Below are 17,702 nucleotides of genomic sequence, written 5' to 3' on the forward strand. Positions count from 1 at the left end.
CCGCGTGAAGTTCTGGGCGGCGGCCGTTTTGGCTTGCGCGTCACGCGGACAGAGTCACGGCACGCATCCATGGAAGTACCTCAACAGAGCGCGACACCGTCGACGGAACTTTCCAGCGACCAACTGGGCCTGTATTTGCAGGACCAGCGGCGGAAGGTCGTGGAATTGCTGGCGCGCGGCCGGGGCCGGGTCGAGGATCTGGGCAACCGCCTGAACAACGAAATTCAAGCCCTCAGCGAGACCATCCAGCGGGAACTGGCCGTCGAACTGGACAGCGAACGGGCAAAACTGTCCGCCAGCCGGAACGAACTGGCCCAACAGCAAGAGGAATTGGTCACCGCCCAAACCGAGACCGCCAATCAACTGCAAAGCTGGGCGGAAGAGCTAAGCGCGCGGGACCAGGAATTGACAGAACGAGAGGGAGAGCTGGCCCGGCAAGAAGGGGAATTAACCGCGCTGGCCTCGCAAAACCGCCAAGAGCGGCAACAGTTGGAAACCGACCGCGAGGAATTTGAAGCGGAGGCCGAACAGTGCAAGCGGGACCAGCAGCGGTTTGAGGAACAACAAAAGCGCCTGGAGCGGGAATTTGCCGAGTTGGAGGCCCGCAAAGCCGAAACCCGCGAGCAGCGCAAGCGCGTGTCGGATCGACTAAAAGCGGAACGCGCGGCCCAATTGACCGAATTGGAGCTAAAGCGGCGCGAGATCGACGTGCTGCGCGAGACAACCCGCAAAGAGAGCGAACGAGAGTTGACCTCGCTGCGGGCCCAACTGCAGCAACAGGAAACTCTACACGCCGAACAAACCCGCCAAATGCGGTCAGAGCTGGAGCAAGCCCGCAAACAAGCCGCCGCCAAAGGGGGAAAAACCAAGTCCGGCGAGGAAGAATGGCAGCCAGAGCGGCAAAAACTGGAAAGCCGGATTGCCGAATTGGAGACCGCCATCTCCACCCAAGCCGAGGAACTATTGGCCGCGCAAGCGCTGCTCGAACAGGCCCCCGCCCCCCATCCCGGATTGCCCGCGGAGATCGAAGCGGAACTGGCAGAGCTGCGCGGACAAGCGGCACAGTGGCAATCCTTGCGGACAGAGCGCGACGCCCTGGCCGATCGGGTGCGGGCCGCCGAATTGCAGAACGCGGACTCGGACCTGCACGCCGCCGAATGGAGCGCGCTGGTGGCCGAGCGAACCGCGCTGCAAGCCCGTCTGGAGGCGGCCGAAGAACGCGCTGCCGCCGCCGAAATCAAGCTAACGCAGCAAGCCGCCGTCGAGGAAGATCCCGAACATATCGCCGACCTGCAGCGGCGGTTTGAAATGGCGCTTGACGATGTGCGCGGACTCAAACGCAAAAACGCCGAACTAGAATCCCAGCTATCTGCCGCGCGAAAAAACACCGGCGAAGTTGACGTTGGTGGCGGCAGTTGGGAATCGATGAAAAAGAAACTCTTGGCCGAACTGGAATCCAGCGACGGCGAAATCAGTAAGCAGGAACGCCTGCAAGTCGAAGACGCCATCCAAAAAACCACGGAAATCGTCGCCATCAAGGATCGCGAGATCGCCGACTTGCGCCAATTGCTGGAGGAGCAAAGCAACAACCTGGGCGATATGGCCCTGGGGGCCGCGGCGGTGGCTAACGTACTCGACCACGACGAACTGATCTTGTCCGAACGGGAACGGCTCAAGGCCGCCCAAGACGAGTGGCGAGATAAATTACGTGCCGCCGAAGTGGAAATTTCACTGGAACGGGCGCGCCTGGCCCGCGACCGCGCCGAACTTGAGGAAAGATTGCAACATCTTCCCAATACTCCCCCGCCCCCCGTCAAAGTGCAAGATAACTCCCCGCCCAAGAGCGACGCCGATAAAAAATCGTTCGGGGGCAGGTGGCTGGCCCGACTGGGACTCAAGGAAAATAACGGGTAAAGCGCGCCAAACTGACCCGCATACTACCCCACTTTGCGCACCGCGCTAAATTCGTCCAAGGTGACGGTGGTTAGTTCGCCATCCCCCCGGTCCAGCACCAAAAGATCGCTATAGACTTTGTCGTCGGGATTGCGGCGAAAGTGCAAACCATGCCGACGGCGCTCAATCCGCAGCACCTTTCCCCGGGTTACCGTGGACCAGCGTTTCAGGCCAACTTTGACCTCGTGCGTGACCTCCACGGTGTCCCCCGCCTGCAAATTGGCGGGATGATAAACGGCGGGCTGCAAAGGAGCGGACATGGGCAGTAATTATGAATTAAAAATTGGATGTAAAAAAAGTTGCATTGTCGCTTGCTCGCTGACCCTAACCCCTGTTCCCTGACCCCTATCCCCTAGCCTTGGCAGCGGGACGATGGCAGCTACGTTAGCACTCCGGCATCGGGACGATGCCGGCTACATTACACTTCTTTCGCTTTGATCCAACTCATCAGGCGGCGAAGTTGCTTACCGACGACCTCAATCGGGTGTTCGCGTTCTTGGCGGCGGGTCGCCTTGAACGCCGGGGCGTTGGCTTTGTTTTCTAAAATCCATTCGCGGGCGAACTGGCCGCTGCGAATTTCGTGCAAAATCTTTTTCATCTCGGCCTTGGTCTGTTCCGTCACAATCCGGGGGCCGCGGGTGTAATCGCCAAATTCGGCCGTGTTCGACACGCTATAACGCATGTAGTTCAGGCCCCCCTGGTAAAACAGATCCACAATCAGCTTGAGCTCGTGCATGCATTCAAAGTAGGCCATTTCCGGCTGATAACCCGCTTCGACCAACGTCTCATAACCAGCCTTGACCAGCGCGCTGACGCCGCCGCACAGCACCGCTTGCTCGCCAAACAGGTCAGTCTCGGTCTCTTCGGCGATTGACGTCTCGATCACGCCAGCGCGGGTGCCGCCGATCCCCTTGGCATAGGCCAAGCCGATCTTTTTGCTCGTTTCGCTGGCACCGGGACTCAACGCGATCAAGCACGGCACGCCCCCTCCTTTTTCAAATTCACTCCGCACCAAATGCCCCGGCCCCTTGGGCGCGACCAGCACAATATCCACCCCGGTCGGGGGCTCTATCTGGCCAAAGTGCACATTAAACCCGTGTGAGCACATCAGCACATTGCCAGCCTTGAGATTTGGCTTGACATGCTGCCGATAAATGTCCCCTTGCACTTCGTCCGGCAGCAAAATGTTAATCACATCCGCCGCCTTGCTAGCCTCCTCGACGCTCATCGGTTGAAAACCATGGCTTTGGGCCAATTCATAATTCGGCCCCCCCGGTCGCTGCCCAATAATGACTTTTAACCCGCTATCACGCAGGTTTTGCGCCTGGGCGTGTCCCTGCGACCCATAGCCCAGAATGGCGATGGTTTTTCCCTGCAAATGGGACAGATCGGCGTCTTTGTCGTAGTAAATGGTCGCGGCCATGGAGTCTTTGGATGGGGAAAAAAGTGGAAACAAATAAGGGTAATGTAATACAGTGATAAGCCGCCGATCCCGCAACGGGATAACCGCGGGATGTTTGGCAAGAGGGAGAGTTCAGTTAGGCAAAGGAACCGCGGACGACTTCGTCATCCACGGGCATTTCAAAGCCGCTGGGGATTTCCTCTTCCAGCTTGTTGTTGCCGCGCACCATGGCAATCCGCCCGGTCCGGACCAATTCTAAAATGCCAAACGGACGCATCAGGTCGATAAACGCCTCGACCTTGCGTTCTTGGCCGCTGATTTCGATGATGACCTCGCGCGGGGCCACATCCACGATCCGCCCCCGAAAGATATCCGTCAATTCGCGAATCTCGCTACGGGCTCCCCCCGGAGCCTTGACCTTGATCAACATCAGGTCCCGCTCGATATAGTTTTGATTGACAAAATCGTCCACTTTTACAATCGTGACGATCTTTTCCAGTTGGCGGCGCACCTGCTCTAGGACGCGGTCATCACCCACCACGACCAGCGTCATCCGCGAAAATTCTTTGTTTTCGGTCGTTCCCACCGCCAAACTGTCAATATTGTAACCACGACTGGCTAACATGCCTGAGATATGCGCCAAAACGCCCGGGACGTTTTGGACAACTGCCGAAAGAACGTGGCGCTGGCTCATGATGCCGCTCGTGTAAAATAAAAAATGGCCTAAAATTACTGGATCGGGGAAATCTTTCCCCAAAATTGGCTAAACCAGTAGGATAATCGGGCCTGCCGCTGGCCACAAGGGTAGGACGCAGGGAGATTGGCCCGGCGTTTCCCTGAAAATGCGGTAATTTTCTTAGTTGGCGGACGTCCGAGCGGCAAAAAATTCGCCAAAATCCAGGGTCCGCCAACAAGATTCGATGGGCCAGGCTGGTTCCAGCCCTCTGCCAAAAAGGATGCTTCGTTGTGCCATGAGCACTCCCCCGGGTGCGAGGTTCGGACCGCAGCGGCTTTATTTTTGGCATTGCCGCATTGAATTTGCCCACGGCCTGGGATAATCGTGAGGGTCCACGGTCCGCCGTATGTTTGCTTTCCCTGCCGGAGTTTTTTCATTTTTCCCGTAATCGATAATCCTGGTAATACAGTGCGTCCCCTTTGCATCTAGGAAATATCCCAAATCCATGCATCCCGCGACATTAAAAGCACCAAACGCTCAGACATTATGCGCGCAATCGTGGTTGCGGCGGGTGGAATGGCATGAGCGGTTGGATTCCACGCAAATCCTGGCCCGCCAACACAGCCAGACGCTGCCGGATCAAGAATTACCGCTGCTCATCGGGGCTAACGAACAATCCGCCGGTCAGGGACGGGGAAGCCATCGCTGGTGGACCGGCGCGGGCGCGCTGGCCTGTAGTCTGCTGCTGGACCCGCGCCAATTTGGTGGTACCAACCAACCGGTGCCGCAATTATCCCTGGCCGTGGGCGTATCGCTGGTTGAGGTCATCCAGCAAACTTCCCCCCAAATCAACATCGGGCTGCACTGGCCCAACGATCTGTATTGTGACGTGGCTCAGAACTCCCGGTCATCGCTGATAGCCCCGGCTGGTTCCACGGCGGGGACCGCGGATTCCAGCAGGCAATTTTCCCGCAAAAAGGTGGGGGGGATTTTAATCGAGGCGCTCCCCGGAGGCCGGCTGATCATCGGCGTGGGCGTGAACACCAATAATTCATTTTTAGTGGCGGAGAATCCATCGCCAGTCGAGTTGCGGGAAAGCGCTTGCGCTCTGGTGGACCTGACGGGGGAAGCGCTCGACCACACGCAATTTTTACTCGCTTGGATGGCGGAGCTACGCGCGGCGCTGGAACTACTGTATGCGCACCCGGAACGTCTGGGGGAGGAATTTGACCGGCACTGTCTGCAACGGGGCGAAACGCTGACGCTGTATCAGGGGACCGCCCAATACATCGGCCGCTGCCTGGGGATCGCGACGAACGGGGCGTTACGACTGCAACTGCCGGCAGGAGAGCGGGAATTTACGAGCGGAAGTTTGAGGCGGGAGTAGTGGAGGTGTACTAGAGAATAGCAGTAGGATAACTACGAAATACTCAATATTGAGGTTAAGGGATCAATTTCAAATTTATGTATTTCTAAGTGATGAAAAGTTAGCAAATCCTTTAGCTGCAATAGACTGCAATTCCCAATCCTTAGCCATATGAACTTTGGCGGATGACCATAAAGTAAACTGCGTTGCTGGAAATCACTATCTTTGGAAACCAGACAATACCCCTGATCTCGCGCAAATTCCCAGAGTGCGGTATCAGTGCCACCTAAAAGCCCACAGTCACGGGCATGCACACTACTTGGATACAGATTCGCTAACAATCTCGGCAGCTTGGGCGATAAATTTTCGTCAAAGAGCAGCTTCATGCGGCACGATAGTTAAACGGCGGTCGCGATCGGCGGCAAAAGCAAAGCAGGCTTGAATGTCCTCATAAGTTAGATCGGGAAAATCTTCCAGCACTTCCGCGATGGAGAGACCGCCTCCTAAATAATCAAAAACATCCACCACAGCGATGCGCGTGCCGCGAATGCACGGTTTGCCACTCCGAATTTCAGGATCGATGATAATTCGTTCACGATAGTTCATAATTATATTTTACTTGAACGCTCTGCTTTAGGCAAGATTGGCAATGGGTAACATGCCTTATATTGACGGTGACCACGTTATGATCCATCGATGATATGGGGCAAGCTGGGAATTTTTCTAAAAATTTTGGCTCCCCCACATATTTTATCTGCAGGGCATCGGCCCGGACAGTCCAGGACTCGCTACTTACCAAGACAACTGCAAGCTCAATATCACCTTGAAATTCACGAATATCGGGAATGACATTCTCATGCACAACGTCGTTCAAGCGCAAGAAACCATCCGCTATCCATAGCGGCAAATCCGCGGGAGGCGGGGTAAATTTACTCACAGATAACGAGAGTATAACCAGCTGTAACCAAACTGTATGCTTTTCTGGATCATTGGGCGATCGATGCAGCATGGCCAAAAGCTCCACTTGAGTCTCGTGGCCAGTATTGGTAACCGATACCAGAGTCGTGTCATGGAGCTCGATAAACTGTTCCATGTCATTTTAAGCCTTTGAGCTTAGCGGAAATTTTATCGGGGTCTTGCCGACAATCAAGGACGGCGTAAATTTCGATTTCGTTCTCGCGAATATCGTAATAAATTGCAAAAGGAAATCTTTTGGAATTACAACGATATAACCCTTGCACCCGTTCATGCACTCCCGCATAGATGAGTAACGAATCAATATCTGTAAGCAGGCAATCGGTAAAATATTTACCCAGTCTTTCACGTTGTGATTCATAAAAATCCGCGCCTATTTCTAGATCATGTTCGGCTTGCGGGAGAATTACAATCTTCATGAGCAACGCTTTCGTAAGCGTTCCTTAGCCGCTTCCCAATCGCCAAATTGTATTTGGCCAGCCTGAACAGCCGCAATGCGCTCTGCCAATACTCCGCCATGCCAAGCGGGGGTGGTAATATCCGCGGGCTGGCGGGATAAATCCGCCCAGAGTTCTTCCATCAACGCCAATTTTTCCTGAATCGATAAGAATTCGAGGGAAGTGATGCTTGCCATGTTAACAATGTGTATTGGAAAAGAGGATGCTTAGAATTAAAGGATAGCATTTCTCAAAATTCCCGGCAAATCCTCCGCCGCAAAAAAAGTCAGCGTCTGGATTATCGCGACTATCTCCTGCGTTACTAGGCTTTTAACATCCCATAGAGGTTAATCCGCCCACACTCGCCACACATGAACGCGGCGACTGTCCCGGCCACCGGGTAGCGGCCCAGCCAAAAGCTCGGCCGGCCGCCGGGCAGCGAGTACTCGACGGCCTGGTGGTGTCCGGTGGGGTGCGTTTTGTCGTGGAGCTGAATCGGGGCCATGGTCCCATCGCACTCGGGACAAGGACGCGATTGTTCGTCGGCCATAACATTCTCCTTATCTGGGAAACCAAGTCCGTGGTGATCATTCCGCCGCTGAATGGTATGCGTCAGCGGGCCACACTCCGTTGAATTTGATTGCTATATCGCGTTTTTTATTGTCGAGATTAGTTCCGTTTCAGCCATGTGAAAGTCATTCAGTTGTAGCGTGAATCCGCTGCGCATGCCACCGCGTGAGTCCCACGCGATCAGTCGCCAGAGCGCAAGTATAGCGGGACCATCCGATTCGCCGGAAAGGCGTTTGATCAGCCAATGACCATACGCAAGGTACGCACAATTTCTCCTCGTCTTTTCATCAGTCACGAGACGCGTCGTCATCTCTTCATCAATCTTTAACCCATTCTCGCTGGCCAGCTCCGCAATACATTCTGACATCAAATAATCCGCCCGTCGCTTATCCCTAGCGTAAAGCTTCTTGGGATGCAGGTGGGATGCATTGACGATTCGCATGCAAAGTTCACATCGACATAATACTGGTGTTGGACCAATTCCCTTTGTCCCCGGTTTTTCAACGATGTCAAATGACGACAAAAGGTACGTGCTGAAGAAGGCCCCAAATTCGTCGAGCTCTTCTTCTTGCGGACGTAGATGATTGGGAAGATGGTGGTAATTGGACCGCAGCCATTCTGTCGCTGCCTCCGGTCCTCCGGAGTGATGAGCAACTCTAGAAGGCTGAATCAATCCTTTGTCAATGGCGTCGCTGATCCACATCAGCAGCTTGTAACATTGACTGCTAATGGAAATTGCTAACTCAAGTTTTGCGTAATCGAAGGCGGGTATCCTCGCTTTCTATCAAAACAATGGAAATAATCGTCCAAACCGCGGCCGACTGGCTTATTATACCATAGCTTGCTATCGAGTGTCCGTTCCAACGTCTGGTTCGGCGTTCCCTGGCGCATCGCGATCTTTTTGCCCGTCTGCGAGCAGGTCAAGGCACTCTCTCCGAAAGCCTACGTAACCAATGGCGATAGTGACAACACAGAAGGCGGCAATCGAAATGGGACTGGCGCCATGACGCAGCAAACGAGCCGTGTCGAGCTGTTGATGCCCTGACATCCAAGCGATGGCCAAATACACGCCATTCGCCAGGATACAAAAATACGCGATAAACCACATCCAGCGCTGCCTGATGACCAACGCGGCGATCAATGGCGCCAACACGCCAATCACGGGACCGCCCCATAGCGTGAAAAGCGGTTGAGGATCGGGGGCAAAGCGACTCTGGGGCAGGCGCCATGGAGCAAGATCGGCTTCCCGCAATGTCCCGCCCCCCAGCCACCCGCAGACGACATGCCCCGATTCGTGAATAACGGTCATCACGCACCACGACGCAAACAGCAGGACAACAAAGCAGAACACGCAGTTGGATATTGGGAATGATCTCAATGGGCACGACCTTTAATTGCCAAATATTGCCTCATTCACGCCTTCCACGCGGCTACTTATATGGCCCAATTCAGCATTAAAGCAATTTTCTCTTATCGTACCGTGGTGCGTATACCAAGAGTCAACAAATTGCAAATTCAAAATAATACTCTATCTAGCTAAATAAAGCGTGGCTGGCATTTTGTAAAGGCACGAAGAATTGATTGTTAGTTGCGGAATTTACGCAACCGCGTTGCGGTTGAACTTTTTGTATTATGGCCCCCTGGGTAGCCGCTACGCGGCAACCCAGGGCTGAGTTATGTAACCGCGTTGCGGTAGAGTTCCCTCTCCCCAGCACTCTCCGGTGGGAGAGGGGGTACCTCGCTACGCCCTGCTAATGGGCAATACCGTGTATCATCGCCCAAGAGTTGGAGCGGAGCGAACAAACCTGGGTGAGTTGATTAATCGTTGATACAACACCACGGTCATGTCGGATCGTGATCCGACCTACGGCTACCCACCCCAACCCCTTACGCCCGGGTTGCCCCGCGGCGCACCCAGCAGGCAAGACCCAATAGTCCCGCCGTGACCATCCATGCGCTCGGTTCGGGAATGGGATTGGTGACATACGTCAAATTGTCCACATTATACCCGCTGCCAATCGTCGCATCGCCACCGATCGTCACCGAGCTAAACGGCGTATCGGAAATCAATCCCGCGAAATACAGCGTGCCTTGATCGTAGGTCGCGCCACCGGTTAGGGCATTCCCCACGGGCGTATTAATAAATAACGAATCCACCGGGCTCTCAACCACATTAAAGAAAATCCCGACGCCGTAGACGGGATTTTCAAACGTGACGCTAAAGCTTTCGCCCGGAAAGAAAAAGGCAAAGCTATTCAGTCCCCGCTGCAAAGCCAGACTGGCGTCCCCCAGGCGATTGTAATTGTTATCCACGCGGCCATCCGCGCCGATGGGGAAGGAATCATAGTTGATTCCATTAAGTAGCGTGCCCGCGGGAATCGTGCTGTTGATGGGGTAGCTTTCGTAAGTCTCGGTCACAAAGGGGGTGGCCCCCAGCGCGGTAAAGAAATCCGCGGAAGATGTGTAAGTGCTTGTCGCCGCGACAGCCATCCCGCTTGTCTGGCAAAACATGCCCGCGACCATCACGCCCAACCACAATGGACGCAACCAACCCAAATTGAAATTCATGAGGCAACTCCGTGGGCCTGCTTTCCGGCGCGAAATCCTTTACGCTGGCGGATCAGTGGCCCGTAAAAGGTGTGAAACTCAGTAGCGTTTCCCAAAAAAGCAAACACAAAATGACGTAAAAGCTAAGCTGAAGGTTAGTTGCTAATTTTATTCATGTCAACGATTTTGCAGGTTGTCCCTCCATAATCCGCCAAATCAGTCCTATAACGCTAAGATCGCGAATACTGGAAAATTGCCAGAAAATTCCGGCACTTTCCCTAGCGTAAGGCCGCGACGCAGCATTCTTGCCGATTGTGGCTCAGTTGCCGGGCCTGCACGTGGGCGTACCCCCAGCTTTTCACAGTTGCCAAAAAATCGGGCAATTCCGCCGCCAGTCGATAGTCCGGCAGCTTCAGCGTCAAAATCAATCCCTCGGCCCGCACATGCTGGTTCGTCACGATGCCGCCGATGGTGTCCAGCGTATATTGCGGGGTGACATTGATATCCGCCGTGATCCAGCGCACGCCGCGCAAGGCTGTTTTGCGAATTTCATGCCCGCGTCTGCGCCAATGCTTGAACTTTCGCTCCGCCAACACGCGCTCGTCCATTTGGGCCGGATCCACGCCAATGACCCGCAACCCCGCGCGTAAGAGCGCCTGGCTGGCTCCGCCGGGCGCGCTGCCAATCTCGAGCGCGATCTGGTTCCGTTCAATCGGGAACCGCCACGTGGCCAGCGCTTCGCGCATTTTCACATACGCCCGCGAGACCATATCCGGCGGCGGCTCACACTGAAAGATTCCCCCCGGCCAGCGCGTCCAGGGAGCTCCCCGGCGGATCGTGTGCCACCCACACCACCATTCGTCGGGCTCCACCTGAATCACCTCCAGCACCCGCTGTCCGGCGCGCAGCGGCAGCGCGTCCCCATCACTATTCCTACGCAAGATTTCCCCGGGCAACAGTGTCCGCAAAAATTCCGTGGCGGCGATCGTTTCCGCGGTCGGCCCCGGCTCATAACCGTGATCCCCCACGGTCTGCGCATCGCGGCACGAGACAAACACTTGCTCAAACGGCAACAGCGTCCCCTGCTTATCCAGGGCGTCGTGGCTTTTAGCCGCCATTTCCGCTAGCCGCGGGGCCACGGTTTCCCCTTGGGCCCCCCATTCCGCCGGCGACCCCGCCAGCTTGCCCAGCGACCAGTTCCATGATCTGGCAAACGTCGTTCCCAGATCCAGGTCGTCTGGCAACGCCAAATCCGGCGAAACCTTGAACGTTACAAATCCCGGACGGGAAAAACTGGCGGACAGGCCCGGCCAGCGTAAGGCCAATTCTTGTTTTAACGGAGCCTCGGCCCCCCGTTGGCACGTGGCCAGTAAAAAACGCGGCGCGGCGGCCATAAGGCAAGCGACCTGGGCAAATGGGTATTTGCACGAAAAGGAATAAACACAAACTACCCAGTTTACCAGCTTGCCCTGCCCATTAGCACCCCTAGCGCCGCCCTAGGGTATGAAAATAAAATGGGGGCAAACTTAGCGCTGTTCAGGCTCGTTGCTGAGGAACATCACATTGTACAAAATGCCCCCCACGACCGCACCGATGGCGGGCCCGATGATGTACAAATGCAGGTAGGAAAGGTCATTCTTGGCAAGTGCCGGCCCAAAAGTGCGGGCGGGATTCATGCTGGCCCCGGTGAGTGCCCCGCCCATGAGGATATCCGCGACCAGGGTAAAGGCGATGGCCACGCCGATGATGTTGCCGCTTTTGAGCGCGACGCCATTGGCAAAGACCGCACAGATCAGAAAGAAGGTTAGGACAGCCTCGACAACGACCAGTTTGGTGGGGTCGGCGTTGGCTTTTCCCGGAGAGAGCGAGCCGAGCGTTTGCCCGAGGTCACTATCGGGTCCCAGAATATACAGCAGCAGATAGCCAGCGGCGGCACCGCCCGCCATTTGGGCGATCCAGTAAACAATTGACTTGCCAATGTCAATTTTGCCGGTGAGCAGTAGCGCCAGGGTCACCGCCGGATTGACATGCGCCCCGGAAATCCAACCCCAGGTGTAGATAATTACCACCAAGGCAAAGCCGTGGGCGAGCGCCACACCGACGATCCCCGCGCCGTTGCTGCCAGCCAGCGCCCCCGCCCCCGCGCCGAGAAAGACGAGTGTAAACGTGCCAAGAAACTCCGCCACGGCCGCTGGAAACGTCTTGTCCATAAGATTCCACCTGGGAAAAGATCAAGGAAATAGCAAAGTTGCACCGCAGTATAGCCTGCTACTAAAAAAAAGTGCAACCGGGGAATGGTAGCGGAATTCGCCAGAATTCCGAGGGGGCACTATAAAGATGTCAATAAAACGGATCGTTACGGAACTTTTGCAAGTTCCGCTACGGATAAGTTTGGTCGCGTAGCGGAATTCGCCAGAATTCCGAATGTATTGACAAGGCGTAGAGGGACAGGAGTCTGCCGCGAACTAGCTCGTTTGCCTAATACGCTTTCACCGTGTCAGACTCCCGACCCCGAATCTCTAGGTTTACAGGCTGAAGCCCGTACCGCAGTGAGCCTTGTGGGCCAAAGGCCCGACCTATCCCAGCCTAGGGCAAGCGCAGCGTCGCCCTAGGATAATGGAAAAGTATAAAGGGAAGGGCCAACGGCCCGATTCATCAGCTGAATTTCACGAATCAATTTGGAAAATTCAAAAAAATCAGCCTTAAAGCCGCGAAGTCGTATCAGGTTGGAGTGCGTTTTTGGTTATGAGAGTGTGCCACGCCGCCGCTGCGCGGCTCTGGGTCCAATCCATCCTGCGATCCGGGGGTTTGCACCCCCGGCTAGAATACTGACGCCGCTGCGCGGCTAAAATTTCATTCCGGTGACAAGGCGTAGAGGGACAGGAGTATTCCGCGAACTAGCCCCTTTGCCTAATACGCTTTCACCGTGTAAACCAAATACCAGACTCCATTACTCCAAACTCCATTACTCTCCACCCCCCCTACACATCCGCCATCTTGGGCGAGGCCAACCATAGCAATTCCCCCTGGCCTAGTTGGGGCGGCGGATCGCAACGGATGGCGGCAATGGCCCCTTTGGTAAAGTGCAGCCCTCCGCCGCTAAGGCCCAGCCAAGCCCCGCACATGCTGGACATATCGGGCATGTGCCCCACCCAGGCCTGATCTTCGGCCAGGGCATTCGCTGGATGTCCCTGGGTTGTGGTCCAGACATCGCGGGGACGCGCGCCGCAGCCTAGTTCATCGATTGAAATCACGGTGGCGGAATATTTGTGCGTGTCGGCCAGCCATTCGGCCAAGAGGTCCGCCGTTTGGCGGCAGCGAACATAGGGGCTGGTAAATATGACGCGCGGGCGGATATCCGCCGGTTCCAGATAATTGAGCCAGCGGATAAAGCGCTTGCGTCCCTCGGCGGTCAGGGGCCGCTGGCGATCGTCGGGATACCGCGGATCGCCAAAGTCCCCCGCCCAGGCGTGCCGCATCAGGTATAAGATCATGGTCGGTTCCGATTGGTGTTTTCGCGCATGGAAGCAGAATATCAATCAACGCACTCGTGTTTTGCAATTTACCACTTACTTATAGGAACCGTGGGCTAGCGCCCGACGGCTGATGCACGCACCACTCACTTCCAGCGAATGACCTGTTCATCGGCGATGGCCAGTTCGCTTAGCCGGGGACGAATCTCCAGGATAAACCGCCGGGCATCGACCGTGTAACCGGCGGTGGGGCGCAACTGTTCCATTTGCCCGCACCAAAAATGGTTCCAACCACGCATGGCCAATTCGCGCACATACTTGGCCGTCATGGAGGCCGCCGCGGTCGGCAAGGCCCGTTCGCCATTCACCAAAAAGTGCGCCCCGCGCGAAACGCCGTCAGTCCGCCAAGTATAATGACTGGCTTCCTGTGATTCCAATTCCACGTTGATCCAGTCCAGTTCCCACTCGTTTTGCAGCATGGCCCCATAACGATTACGCGCGCCTTGCTTGTCGGCAAAAATCTCCACCGGTTCCGCGGCATACTGGTTCAATAGTTCTCGAACCAGTTTTGCCCCCACGTCAAACAACAACAGGCTTTTATTTTGTGCATTTCGCGCCAGTTGCGCATTGTACTCCGCCGGCCAGAGCGCGGCCGCCCGTAGCTGCAACAGTTCCACACTCTCATTCCGCAATTCACGGGCCAATTTGTCTGCGGGAAATAATTCCTCGGGGGTTTGAGCGAGGGGCAGGGCACACTCTTCGCGCCATTCCCACGGCTGCCGCGTCGAGTCCGGGAACATCCCCAACCCGGCCAAAAAATTTAGCAAGTCGGTCGAGACTGGCTGATGGCTGGCCACCGTGGGTGAGGCGCTTTGCCGCGCTAGCCACTCGGCCGCGACCCGGGACAGCGACAAGACACCCCGCTCTAACTCGGAAAATCCCCCCCGCCCATGCACGAGCTTGGAATCGGCGATCCACAACGGGGGGACGGGGCCGGCGTTGTCAGGCTCGGGAGGCGCAGGGCTGATAAACCGCCGCAACCGATGATACAAACTTAAACAGGGGCAATCATCCGGTACCCGCCACGCGCTGACGGCCACCACCAAGGGACCCAGCGGCGGCCCATAGCCCGCCTCATCCCAGCCAATCAAAATCATAAGGCACCGCCATGAACAATAGGAAAAGTTATGGAAACTGCCATTTGCCTAGACTTGCCGGGGCCAGCCGCCGCATCTAGCCGGGATACTGGCTAGCTAGTATCCTGGGAAGTAGGTTAAATAGCCAATTGCCCGTGCCATCTAAACTTCGCCCACCCCGCGTACCTTATCATGCTGCGAATCACCAATTTGCGTAAGTCCTATCGTGATCCCGCCGGCGGGGAAATGCCCATATTAGAAATTACCCAGTTTGACATTCCCGCCGGAGGACAGACGGTCCTGGTTGGGCGCAGCGGCTGTGGAAAAACGACCCTCTTGCACACGATCGCGGGAATCATCCGTCCCGATGCCGGAGAAGTGCTGGTCGATCAAACCGACATCACCAAACTGGGCGAGGCGGTCCGCGACCGCTTTCGCGCCAGTAAAATTGGCTACGTGTTTCAAACGTTCAACCTGCTGCCAGCGTTTTCCGCCCTCGAAAACGTGCTACTCGGCATGACGTTTTCCAGCAAGGGGGCTGATCGTGCGCGGGCGGAAGAACTACTCGCACGGGTCGGCCTGGGCCATCGCCTGCAGCACAAGCCGGGGCAATTATCCGTGGGAGAACGCCAGCGCGTCGCGGTAGCGCGGGCGCTGGCCAACCGTCCTAAACTGCTTTTGGCCGACGAGCCGACGGCAAATGTGGACACCCGCAACCAGCAGGGGGTGATTGATCTGATTCGCGAATGCTGCGCCCAGGACCAGGTGAGCTTACTATTGGTCACGCACGCGCCCGAGGTGGCCAGCCAGTTTGAACGGGTGGTCAACCTGGAGGAATTGAATTTGGCGGTGCGGCCGCGACAGGCCACGACCCCAACGCCGAGCGCGGGGGGAGTTGGCTCCGGCAGGTAACCCCCCATCAACGTCACGTCCCCTGATATGCCCCACACGCCTCTTCGCATCGCCAGCGATTTCTGTCCATTGCCAGCGATTATTGACCCAGGACAGAGGATGTTTCGTACAAAGTTCCCATAAACATTTGTCCATCCGCCCGGTGACCTAGGACGCGGTGGACAAAGCGATTAACATCGTAACTAAGCGTTTGTACGCTGCCATCGCACATTACCATGTTAAAAACGGTCGTGTGAGCGGAGCCAAAAAAGTCGGCCCCGCCGCCGTTATTTGCATTGACGTCAAACTGCGGCGGATTTTGGGTACCGCGGATGTTGTCCCAATCATAGGCGACATCCCAACCTTGGTCATCATCCGAGGCCTGGCCGCTTTCGTACAAAGCGGCGTCAATATAGCGCTCTCCGGCCAAATAGGTCTTGGACTGGCCATCCTTGATCGCACTGGAGGTCCACTCACTGCGGATCGAAACAATCCCCGTGGTGTTGTGGTCCCTAGAGTAATTATTTCCCGCGGTTTCCAGGGGTTTCCATTGTGCGTTGGTAAACGTGAGTGCATTTGCTTGCGGACCAAATTCAGGAATTCCCGCAAAGGCCACATCCCCTCCGTTCGCCGCATAATCCGTGCGAGCGATGCCGTTGCGTATCAGGTTATTGTCCATATTCACATAACGGGGATTGGGCATGGCCCACGTCAATGCGCGGCGGCGGGTGGGACAATTAAAGACAGCCACGGGCGTCGCGGCCCGCTTGGCGTGCTGCTGATGTTTTAGGGTTTGATTTACCACGCCCTTGCCTAAGTCATGCAACGCGGGTTCTTCAATGTAGGGCAAAATATTATAAAACCAACTTCCGGGTTGCTTGCGGGTAAATCCCCGGTCGGCGTCCCCCGCCCAGCCCCAACCCCAACCCCCCGTTGGATAAAACTTTTGCGCAGTTTCATGGAGCTTAGCCCCGGTCCCCAGGTTGCGCAGGTTGTTTTTGCACTGGACGCGGTTGCCGCTTTCGCGAGCTTGTTGCACCGCGGGCAAGAGCATCGACACCAAGATGCCGATGATCGAAATCACCACCAACAACTCAACCAGGGTAAAGCCGCGCGTGACGGGGCGTGAACAACGATTTGCGGGCAGGGAATGGATCATCGGATGGTTCTTGGTGTTGGCGGAATGGGCGCGGAGCGATCCGCAAAAACGTTGAAAATCAGGGAAAAATGACAAAAGTGGCGGGATTTATTGGGCAATCTCGCTCGAGTCGATAAAGCGGCCATTGATCTGCTGGCCGTCGGCGCGATTTCCCAGGACCCGATTCAAATCCTTATTAATGGTGTAGGCTAGCGACTGCACGCTGCCATCGCAAAACGCCATGTTAAAGGTTGTGGTATGCGCCGAGCCAAATAATTCCCAGCGGTCGTTGCTAATCCGGATAAAGTCGTTTTCCGGGGCACGATGCGTCCAGCGCGTGCTGTCGTTATTGTAGCCGGTGTTCCAGCCTTCGTTATCGTCGTTGGCCTCACCCGATTCATAATCACTGCTATAGATGTGCCTTTCTCCCATGAGATAGGTTTTGCTGGAACCATCCTTGATCATGGCCGGGGTGCATTCGCTCCGGACATAAATCACCCCCGTGGCATTTAAACCCGGGGCATAACTAGCGGCATCGATCGCGGCGGGTTTGCCATTGAGCAGATTGGGGCCCGCCCCTTCGTGGTCCCCCTGGCCGAGATCGCCGGCATTGGCGGCGTAATCCGTGCGTCCAATCAGTCGGGGGTTATTAATGTTATGAAACAGTCCCGGCAGCTTGAACGGCAAACCTTGGGGAATGCGCCGCGAAGGACAATTCATGAACGTGAGCGGGGTTTCAGTCCGGATGCGCCCTTGCTCGCGCTTGATGGCTTCGGGCTGGCCTTTGCCCAAGTCATGCAGCGCGTTTTCCTCTAAATAGGGGAGCAAATTGTAAATCCACCCGCCAACTTGCCGACGAGTAAACCCCCGGTCGGGATCGCCCGTCCAGCGGTACCCCCAACCACCCGATGGCAAAAAACGCTGTGTTTGCAAGTGGCTTTTACAGGCGGTCGCCAGGTTTTTTAAATTATTTTGGCAGGACAAGCGATTCGCGCTTTCCCGCGCTTGTTGCACCGCGGGCAAGAGCATTGACACCAGAATGCCAATGATCGAAATCACCACCAACAACTCCACCAGGGTGAAGCCGTTAAGTGTATTTTTATTTATCATGGAAAAAATGCCTACAAAAGTGCGAAGC

Annotated in this window: 20 protein-coding genes; 3 read left to right on the forward strand and 17 right to left on the reverse strand. The window is 55.8% G+C overall.

The annotated features are described in order from the left end of the window. The first annotated feature begins 69 nt into the window (after nucleotides 1-69). Nucleotides 70-1,914, forward strand: coding sequence for a hypothetical protein (locus SFX18_02100; protein MDX1961915.1), 1,845 nt, complete (start codon nucleotides 70-72; stop codon nucleotides 1,912-1,914). Nucleotides 1,915-1,937: 23 nt separating this feature from the next. Here the strand turns inward: SFX18_02100 and SFX18_02105 are convergent, their stop codons facing one another. The 3 genes from SFX18_02105 to ilvN all read right to left on the reverse strand — a co-directional run bounded on the left by SFX18_02105 (nucleotide 1,938) and on the right by ilvN (nucleotide 4,049). Next, a complete protein-coding gene (locus SFX18_02105) occupies nucleotides 1,938-2,213 on the reverse strand; it encodes a hypothetical protein (protein MDX1961916.1) in 276 nt (91 codons plus the stop codon). 158 nt (nucleotides 2,214-2,371) lie between these two features. Next, complete coding sequence (ilvC, locus tag SFX18_02110) at nucleotides 2,372-3,376, reverse strand: ketol-acid reductoisomerase (protein MDX1961917.1); 1,005 nt, start codon at nucleotides 3,374-3,376, stop codon at nucleotides 2,372-2,374. A gap of 115 nt (nucleotides 3,377-3,491) precedes the next feature. Then, the gene (gene ilvN, locus SFX18_02115) at nucleotides 3,492-4,049 is read right to left on the reverse strand and encodes an acetolactate synthase small subunit (GenBank protein ID MDX1961918.1); all 558 of its coding nucleotides are present in this window, start codon (nucleotides 4,047-4,049) and stop codon (nucleotides 3,492-3,494) included. A gap of 487 nt (nucleotides 4,050-4,536) precedes the next feature. On the opposite strand from ilvN, the gene SFX18_02120 reads away from it, so the two are divergent. Continuing rightward, nucleotides 4,537-5,418 carry a biotin--[acetyl-CoA-carboxylase] ligase gene (locus tag SFX18_02120; GenBank protein MDX1961919.1) on the forward strand — a complete coding sequence of 294 codons (882 nt, stop codon included), beginning with the start codon at nucleotides 4,537-4,539 and terminating at the stop codon, nucleotides 5,416-5,418. 32 nt (nucleotides 5,419-5,450) lie between these two features. Here SFX18_02120 and SFX18_02125 read toward each other — a convergent pair whose 3' ends face one another. The 12 genes from SFX18_02125 to SFX18_02180 all read right to left on the reverse strand — a co-directional run bounded on the left by SFX18_02125 (nucleotide 5,451) and on the right by SFX18_02180 (nucleotide 14,556). Further along, nucleotides 5,451-5,783, reverse strand: coding sequence for a DUF5615 family PIN-like protein (locus tag SFX18_02125; protein ID MDX1961920.1), 333 nt, complete (start codon nucleotides 5,781-5,783; stop codon nucleotides 5,451-5,453). Then, nucleotides 5,767-6,003 (reverse strand): DUF433 domain-containing protein, encoded by a 237-nt coding sequence (locus tag SFX18_02130; protein ID MDX1961921.1) that lies wholly within the window; start codon nucleotides 6,001-6,003, stop codon nucleotides 5,767-5,769. Before SFX18_02130 ends, SFX18_02125 begins: the two co-directional genes overlap by 17 nt. Next, complete coding sequence (locus SFX18_02135; GenBank protein MDX1961922.1) at nucleotides 5,990-6,490, reverse strand: hypothetical protein; 501 nt, start codon at nucleotides 6,488-6,490, stop codon at nucleotides 5,990-5,992. The genes SFX18_02130 and SFX18_02135 overlap by 14 nt, the downstream gene beginning before the upstream one ends. A 1-nt stretch (nucleotide 6,491) precedes the next feature. Continuing rightward, complete coding sequence (locus tag SFX18_02140) at nucleotides 6,492-6,791, reverse strand: type II toxin-antitoxin system RelE/ParE family toxin (protein ID MDX1961923.1); 300 nt, start codon at nucleotides 6,789-6,791, stop codon at nucleotides 6,492-6,494. Continuing rightward, nucleotides 6,788-7,006 carry an addiction module protein gene (locus SFX18_02145; protein ID MDX1961924.1) on the reverse strand — a complete coding sequence of 73 codons (219 nt, stop codon included), beginning with the start codon at nucleotides 7,004-7,006 and terminating at the stop codon, nucleotides 6,788-6,790. Before SFX18_02145 ends, SFX18_02140 begins: the two co-directional genes overlap by 4 nt. A gap of 446 nt (nucleotides 7,007-7,452) precedes the next feature. Then, entirely contained in the window at nucleotides 7,453-8,082 is a 630-nt protein-coding gene (locus SFX18_02150; protein ID MDX1961925.1) for a hypothetical protein, read from the reverse strand. Nucleotides 8,083-8,223: 141 nt separating this feature from the next. After that, nucleotides 8,224-8,688 carry a hypothetical protein gene (locus SFX18_02155; GenBank protein ID MDX1961926.1) on the reverse strand — a complete coding sequence of 155 codons (465 nt, stop codon included), beginning with the start codon at nucleotides 8,686-8,688 and terminating at the stop codon, nucleotides 8,224-8,226. 578 nt (nucleotides 8,689-9,266) lie between these two features. Beyond that, nucleotides 9,267-9,947, reverse strand: coding sequence for a hypothetical protein (locus SFX18_02160; GenBank protein MDX1961927.1), 681 nt, complete (start codon nucleotides 9,945-9,947; stop codon nucleotides 9,267-9,269). Between the two features lie 257 nt (nucleotides 9,948-10,204). Further along, a complete protein-coding gene (locus tag SFX18_02165; protein ID MDX1961928.1) occupies nucleotides 10,205-11,320 on the reverse strand; it encodes an SAM-dependent methyltransferase in 1,116 nt (371 codons plus the stop codon). Nucleotides 11,321-11,452: 132 nt separating this feature from the next. Next, nucleotides 11,453-12,136, reverse strand: a complete 684-nt coding sequence (locus SFX18_02170; protein MDX1961929.1) for an aquaporin — start codon at nucleotides 12,134-12,136, stop codon at nucleotides 11,453-11,455. Nucleotides 12,137-12,907: 771 nt separating this feature from the next. Beyond that, on the reverse strand, nucleotides 12,908-13,420 hold the full coding sequence (locus SFX18_02175; protein MDX1961930.1) for a histidine phosphatase family protein: 513 nt from the start codon (nucleotides 13,418-13,420) through the stop codon (nucleotides 12,908-12,910). Nucleotides 13,421-13,545: 125 nt separating this feature from the next. Continuing rightward, nucleotides 13,546-14,556 (reverse strand): hypothetical protein, encoded by a 1,011-nt coding sequence (locus tag SFX18_02180; protein ID MDX1961931.1) that lies wholly within the window; start codon nucleotides 14,554-14,556, stop codon nucleotides 13,546-13,548. Between the two features lie 171 nt (nucleotides 14,557-14,727). On the opposite strand from SFX18_02180, the gene SFX18_02185 reads away from it, so the two are divergent. Further along, nucleotides 14,728-15,447 carry an ABC transporter ATP-binding protein gene (locus tag SFX18_02185; GenBank protein ID MDX1961932.1) on the forward strand — a complete coding sequence of 240 codons (720 nt, stop codon included), beginning with the start codon at nucleotides 14,728-14,730 and terminating at the stop codon, nucleotides 15,445-15,447. A 79-nt stretch (nucleotides 15,448-15,526) separates the two neighbouring features. Here SFX18_02185 and SFX18_02190 read toward each other — a convergent pair whose 3' ends face one another. Both SFX18_02190 and SFX18_02195 read right to left on the reverse strand, forming a co-directional pair. Beyond that, the gene (locus SFX18_02190; protein ID MDX1961933.1) at nucleotides 15,527-16,585 is read right to left on the reverse strand and encodes a DUF1559 domain-containing protein; all 1,059 of its coding nucleotides are present in this window, start codon (nucleotides 16,583-16,585) and stop codon (nucleotides 15,527-15,529) included. 87 nt (nucleotides 16,586-16,672) lie between these two features. Next, nucleotides 16,673-17,674, reverse strand: coding sequence for a DUF1559 domain-containing protein (locus tag SFX18_02195; GenBank protein MDX1961934.1), 1,002 nt, complete (start codon nucleotides 17,672-17,674; stop codon nucleotides 16,673-16,675). Nucleotides 17,675-17,702: the final 28 nt, after the last annotated feature.

It is taken from the genome of Pirellulales bacterium (assembly GCA_033762255.1).
Classification (GTDB): domain Bacteria; phylum Planctomycetota; class Planctomycetia; order Pirellulales; family JALHPA01; genus JANRLT01.

Excerpts from the sequence above, each read along its gene's own strand:
- SFX18_02120 (MDX1961919.1), top strand. The coding sequence starts at position 4,537 with ATGCATCCCGCGACATTAAAAGCACCAAACGCTCAGACATTATGCGCG.
- SFX18_02175 (MDX1961930.1), bottom strand. The coding sequence starts at position 13,420 with ATGATCTTATACCTGATGCGGCACGCCTGGGCGGGGGACTTTGGCGAT.
- SFX18_02195 (MDX1961934.1), bottom strand. The coding sequence starts at position 17,674 with ATGATAAATAAAAATACACTTAACGGCTTCACCCTGGTGGAGTTGTTG.
- SFX18_02190 (MDX1961933.1), bottom strand. The coding sequence starts at position 16,585 with ATGATCCATTCCCTGCCCGCAAATCGTTGTTCACGCCCCGTCACGCGC.
- SFX18_02180 (MDX1961931.1), bottom strand. The coding sequence starts at position 14,556 with ATGATTTTGATTGGCTGGGATGAGGCGGGCTATGGGCCGCCGCTGGGT.
- ilvN (MDX1961918.1), bottom strand. The coding sequence starts at position 4,049 with ATGAGCCAGCGCCACGTTCTTTCGGCAGTTGTCCAAAACGTCCCGGGC.
- SFX18_02135 (MDX1961922.1), bottom strand. The coding sequence starts at position 6,490 with ATGGAACAGTTTATCGAGCTCCATGACACGACTCTGGTATCGGTTACC.
- SFX18_02170 (MDX1961929.1), bottom strand. The coding sequence starts at position 12,136 with ATGGACAAGACGTTTCCAGCGGCCGTGGCGGAGTTTCTTGGCACGTTT.
- SFX18_02150 (MDX1961925.1), bottom strand. The coding sequence starts at position 8,082 with ATGTGGATCAGCGACGCCATTGACAAAGGATTGATTCAGCCTTCTAGA.
- SFX18_02105 (MDX1961916.1), bottom strand. The coding sequence starts at position 2,213 with ATGTCCGCTCCTTTGCAGCCCGCCGTTTATCATCCCGCCAATTTGCAG.
- SFX18_02160 (MDX1961927.1), bottom strand. The coding sequence starts at position 9,947 with ATGAATTTCAATTTGGGTTGGTTGCGTCCATTGTGGTTGGGCGTGATG.
- SFX18_02185 (MDX1961932.1), top strand. The coding sequence starts at position 14,728 with ATGCTGCGAATCACCAATTTGCGTAAGTCCTATCGTGATCCCGCCGGC.
- SFX18_02155 (MDX1961926.1), bottom strand. The coding sequence starts at position 8,688 with ATGACCGTTATTCACGAATCGGGGCATGTCGTCTGCGGGTGGCTGGGG.
- SFX18_02125 (MDX1961920.1), bottom strand. The coding sequence starts at position 5,783 with ATGAAGCTGCTCTTTGACGAAAATTTATCGCCCAAGCTGCCGAGATTG.
- SFX18_02140 (MDX1961923.1), bottom strand. The coding sequence starts at position 6,791 with ATGAAGATTGTAATTCTCCCGCAAGCCGAACATGATCTAGAAATAGGC.
- ilvC (MDX1961917.1), bottom strand. The coding sequence starts at position 3,376 with ATGGCCGCGACCATTTACTACGACAAAGACGCCGATCTGTCCCATTTG.
- SFX18_02100 (MDX1961915.1), top strand. The coding sequence starts at position 70 with ATGGAAGTACCTCAACAGAGCGCGACACCGTCGACGGAACTTTCCAGC.
- SFX18_02145 (MDX1961924.1), bottom strand. The coding sequence starts at position 7,006 with ATGGCAAGCATCACTTCCCTCGAATTCTTATCGATTCAGGAAAAATTG.
- SFX18_02130 (MDX1961921.1), bottom strand. The coding sequence starts at position 6,003 with ATGAACTATCGTGAACGAATTATCATCGATCCTGAAATTCGGAGTGGC.
- SFX18_02165 (MDX1961928.1), bottom strand. The coding sequence starts at position 11,320 with ATGGCCGCCGCGCCGCGTTTTTTACTGGCCACGTGCCAACGGGGGGCC.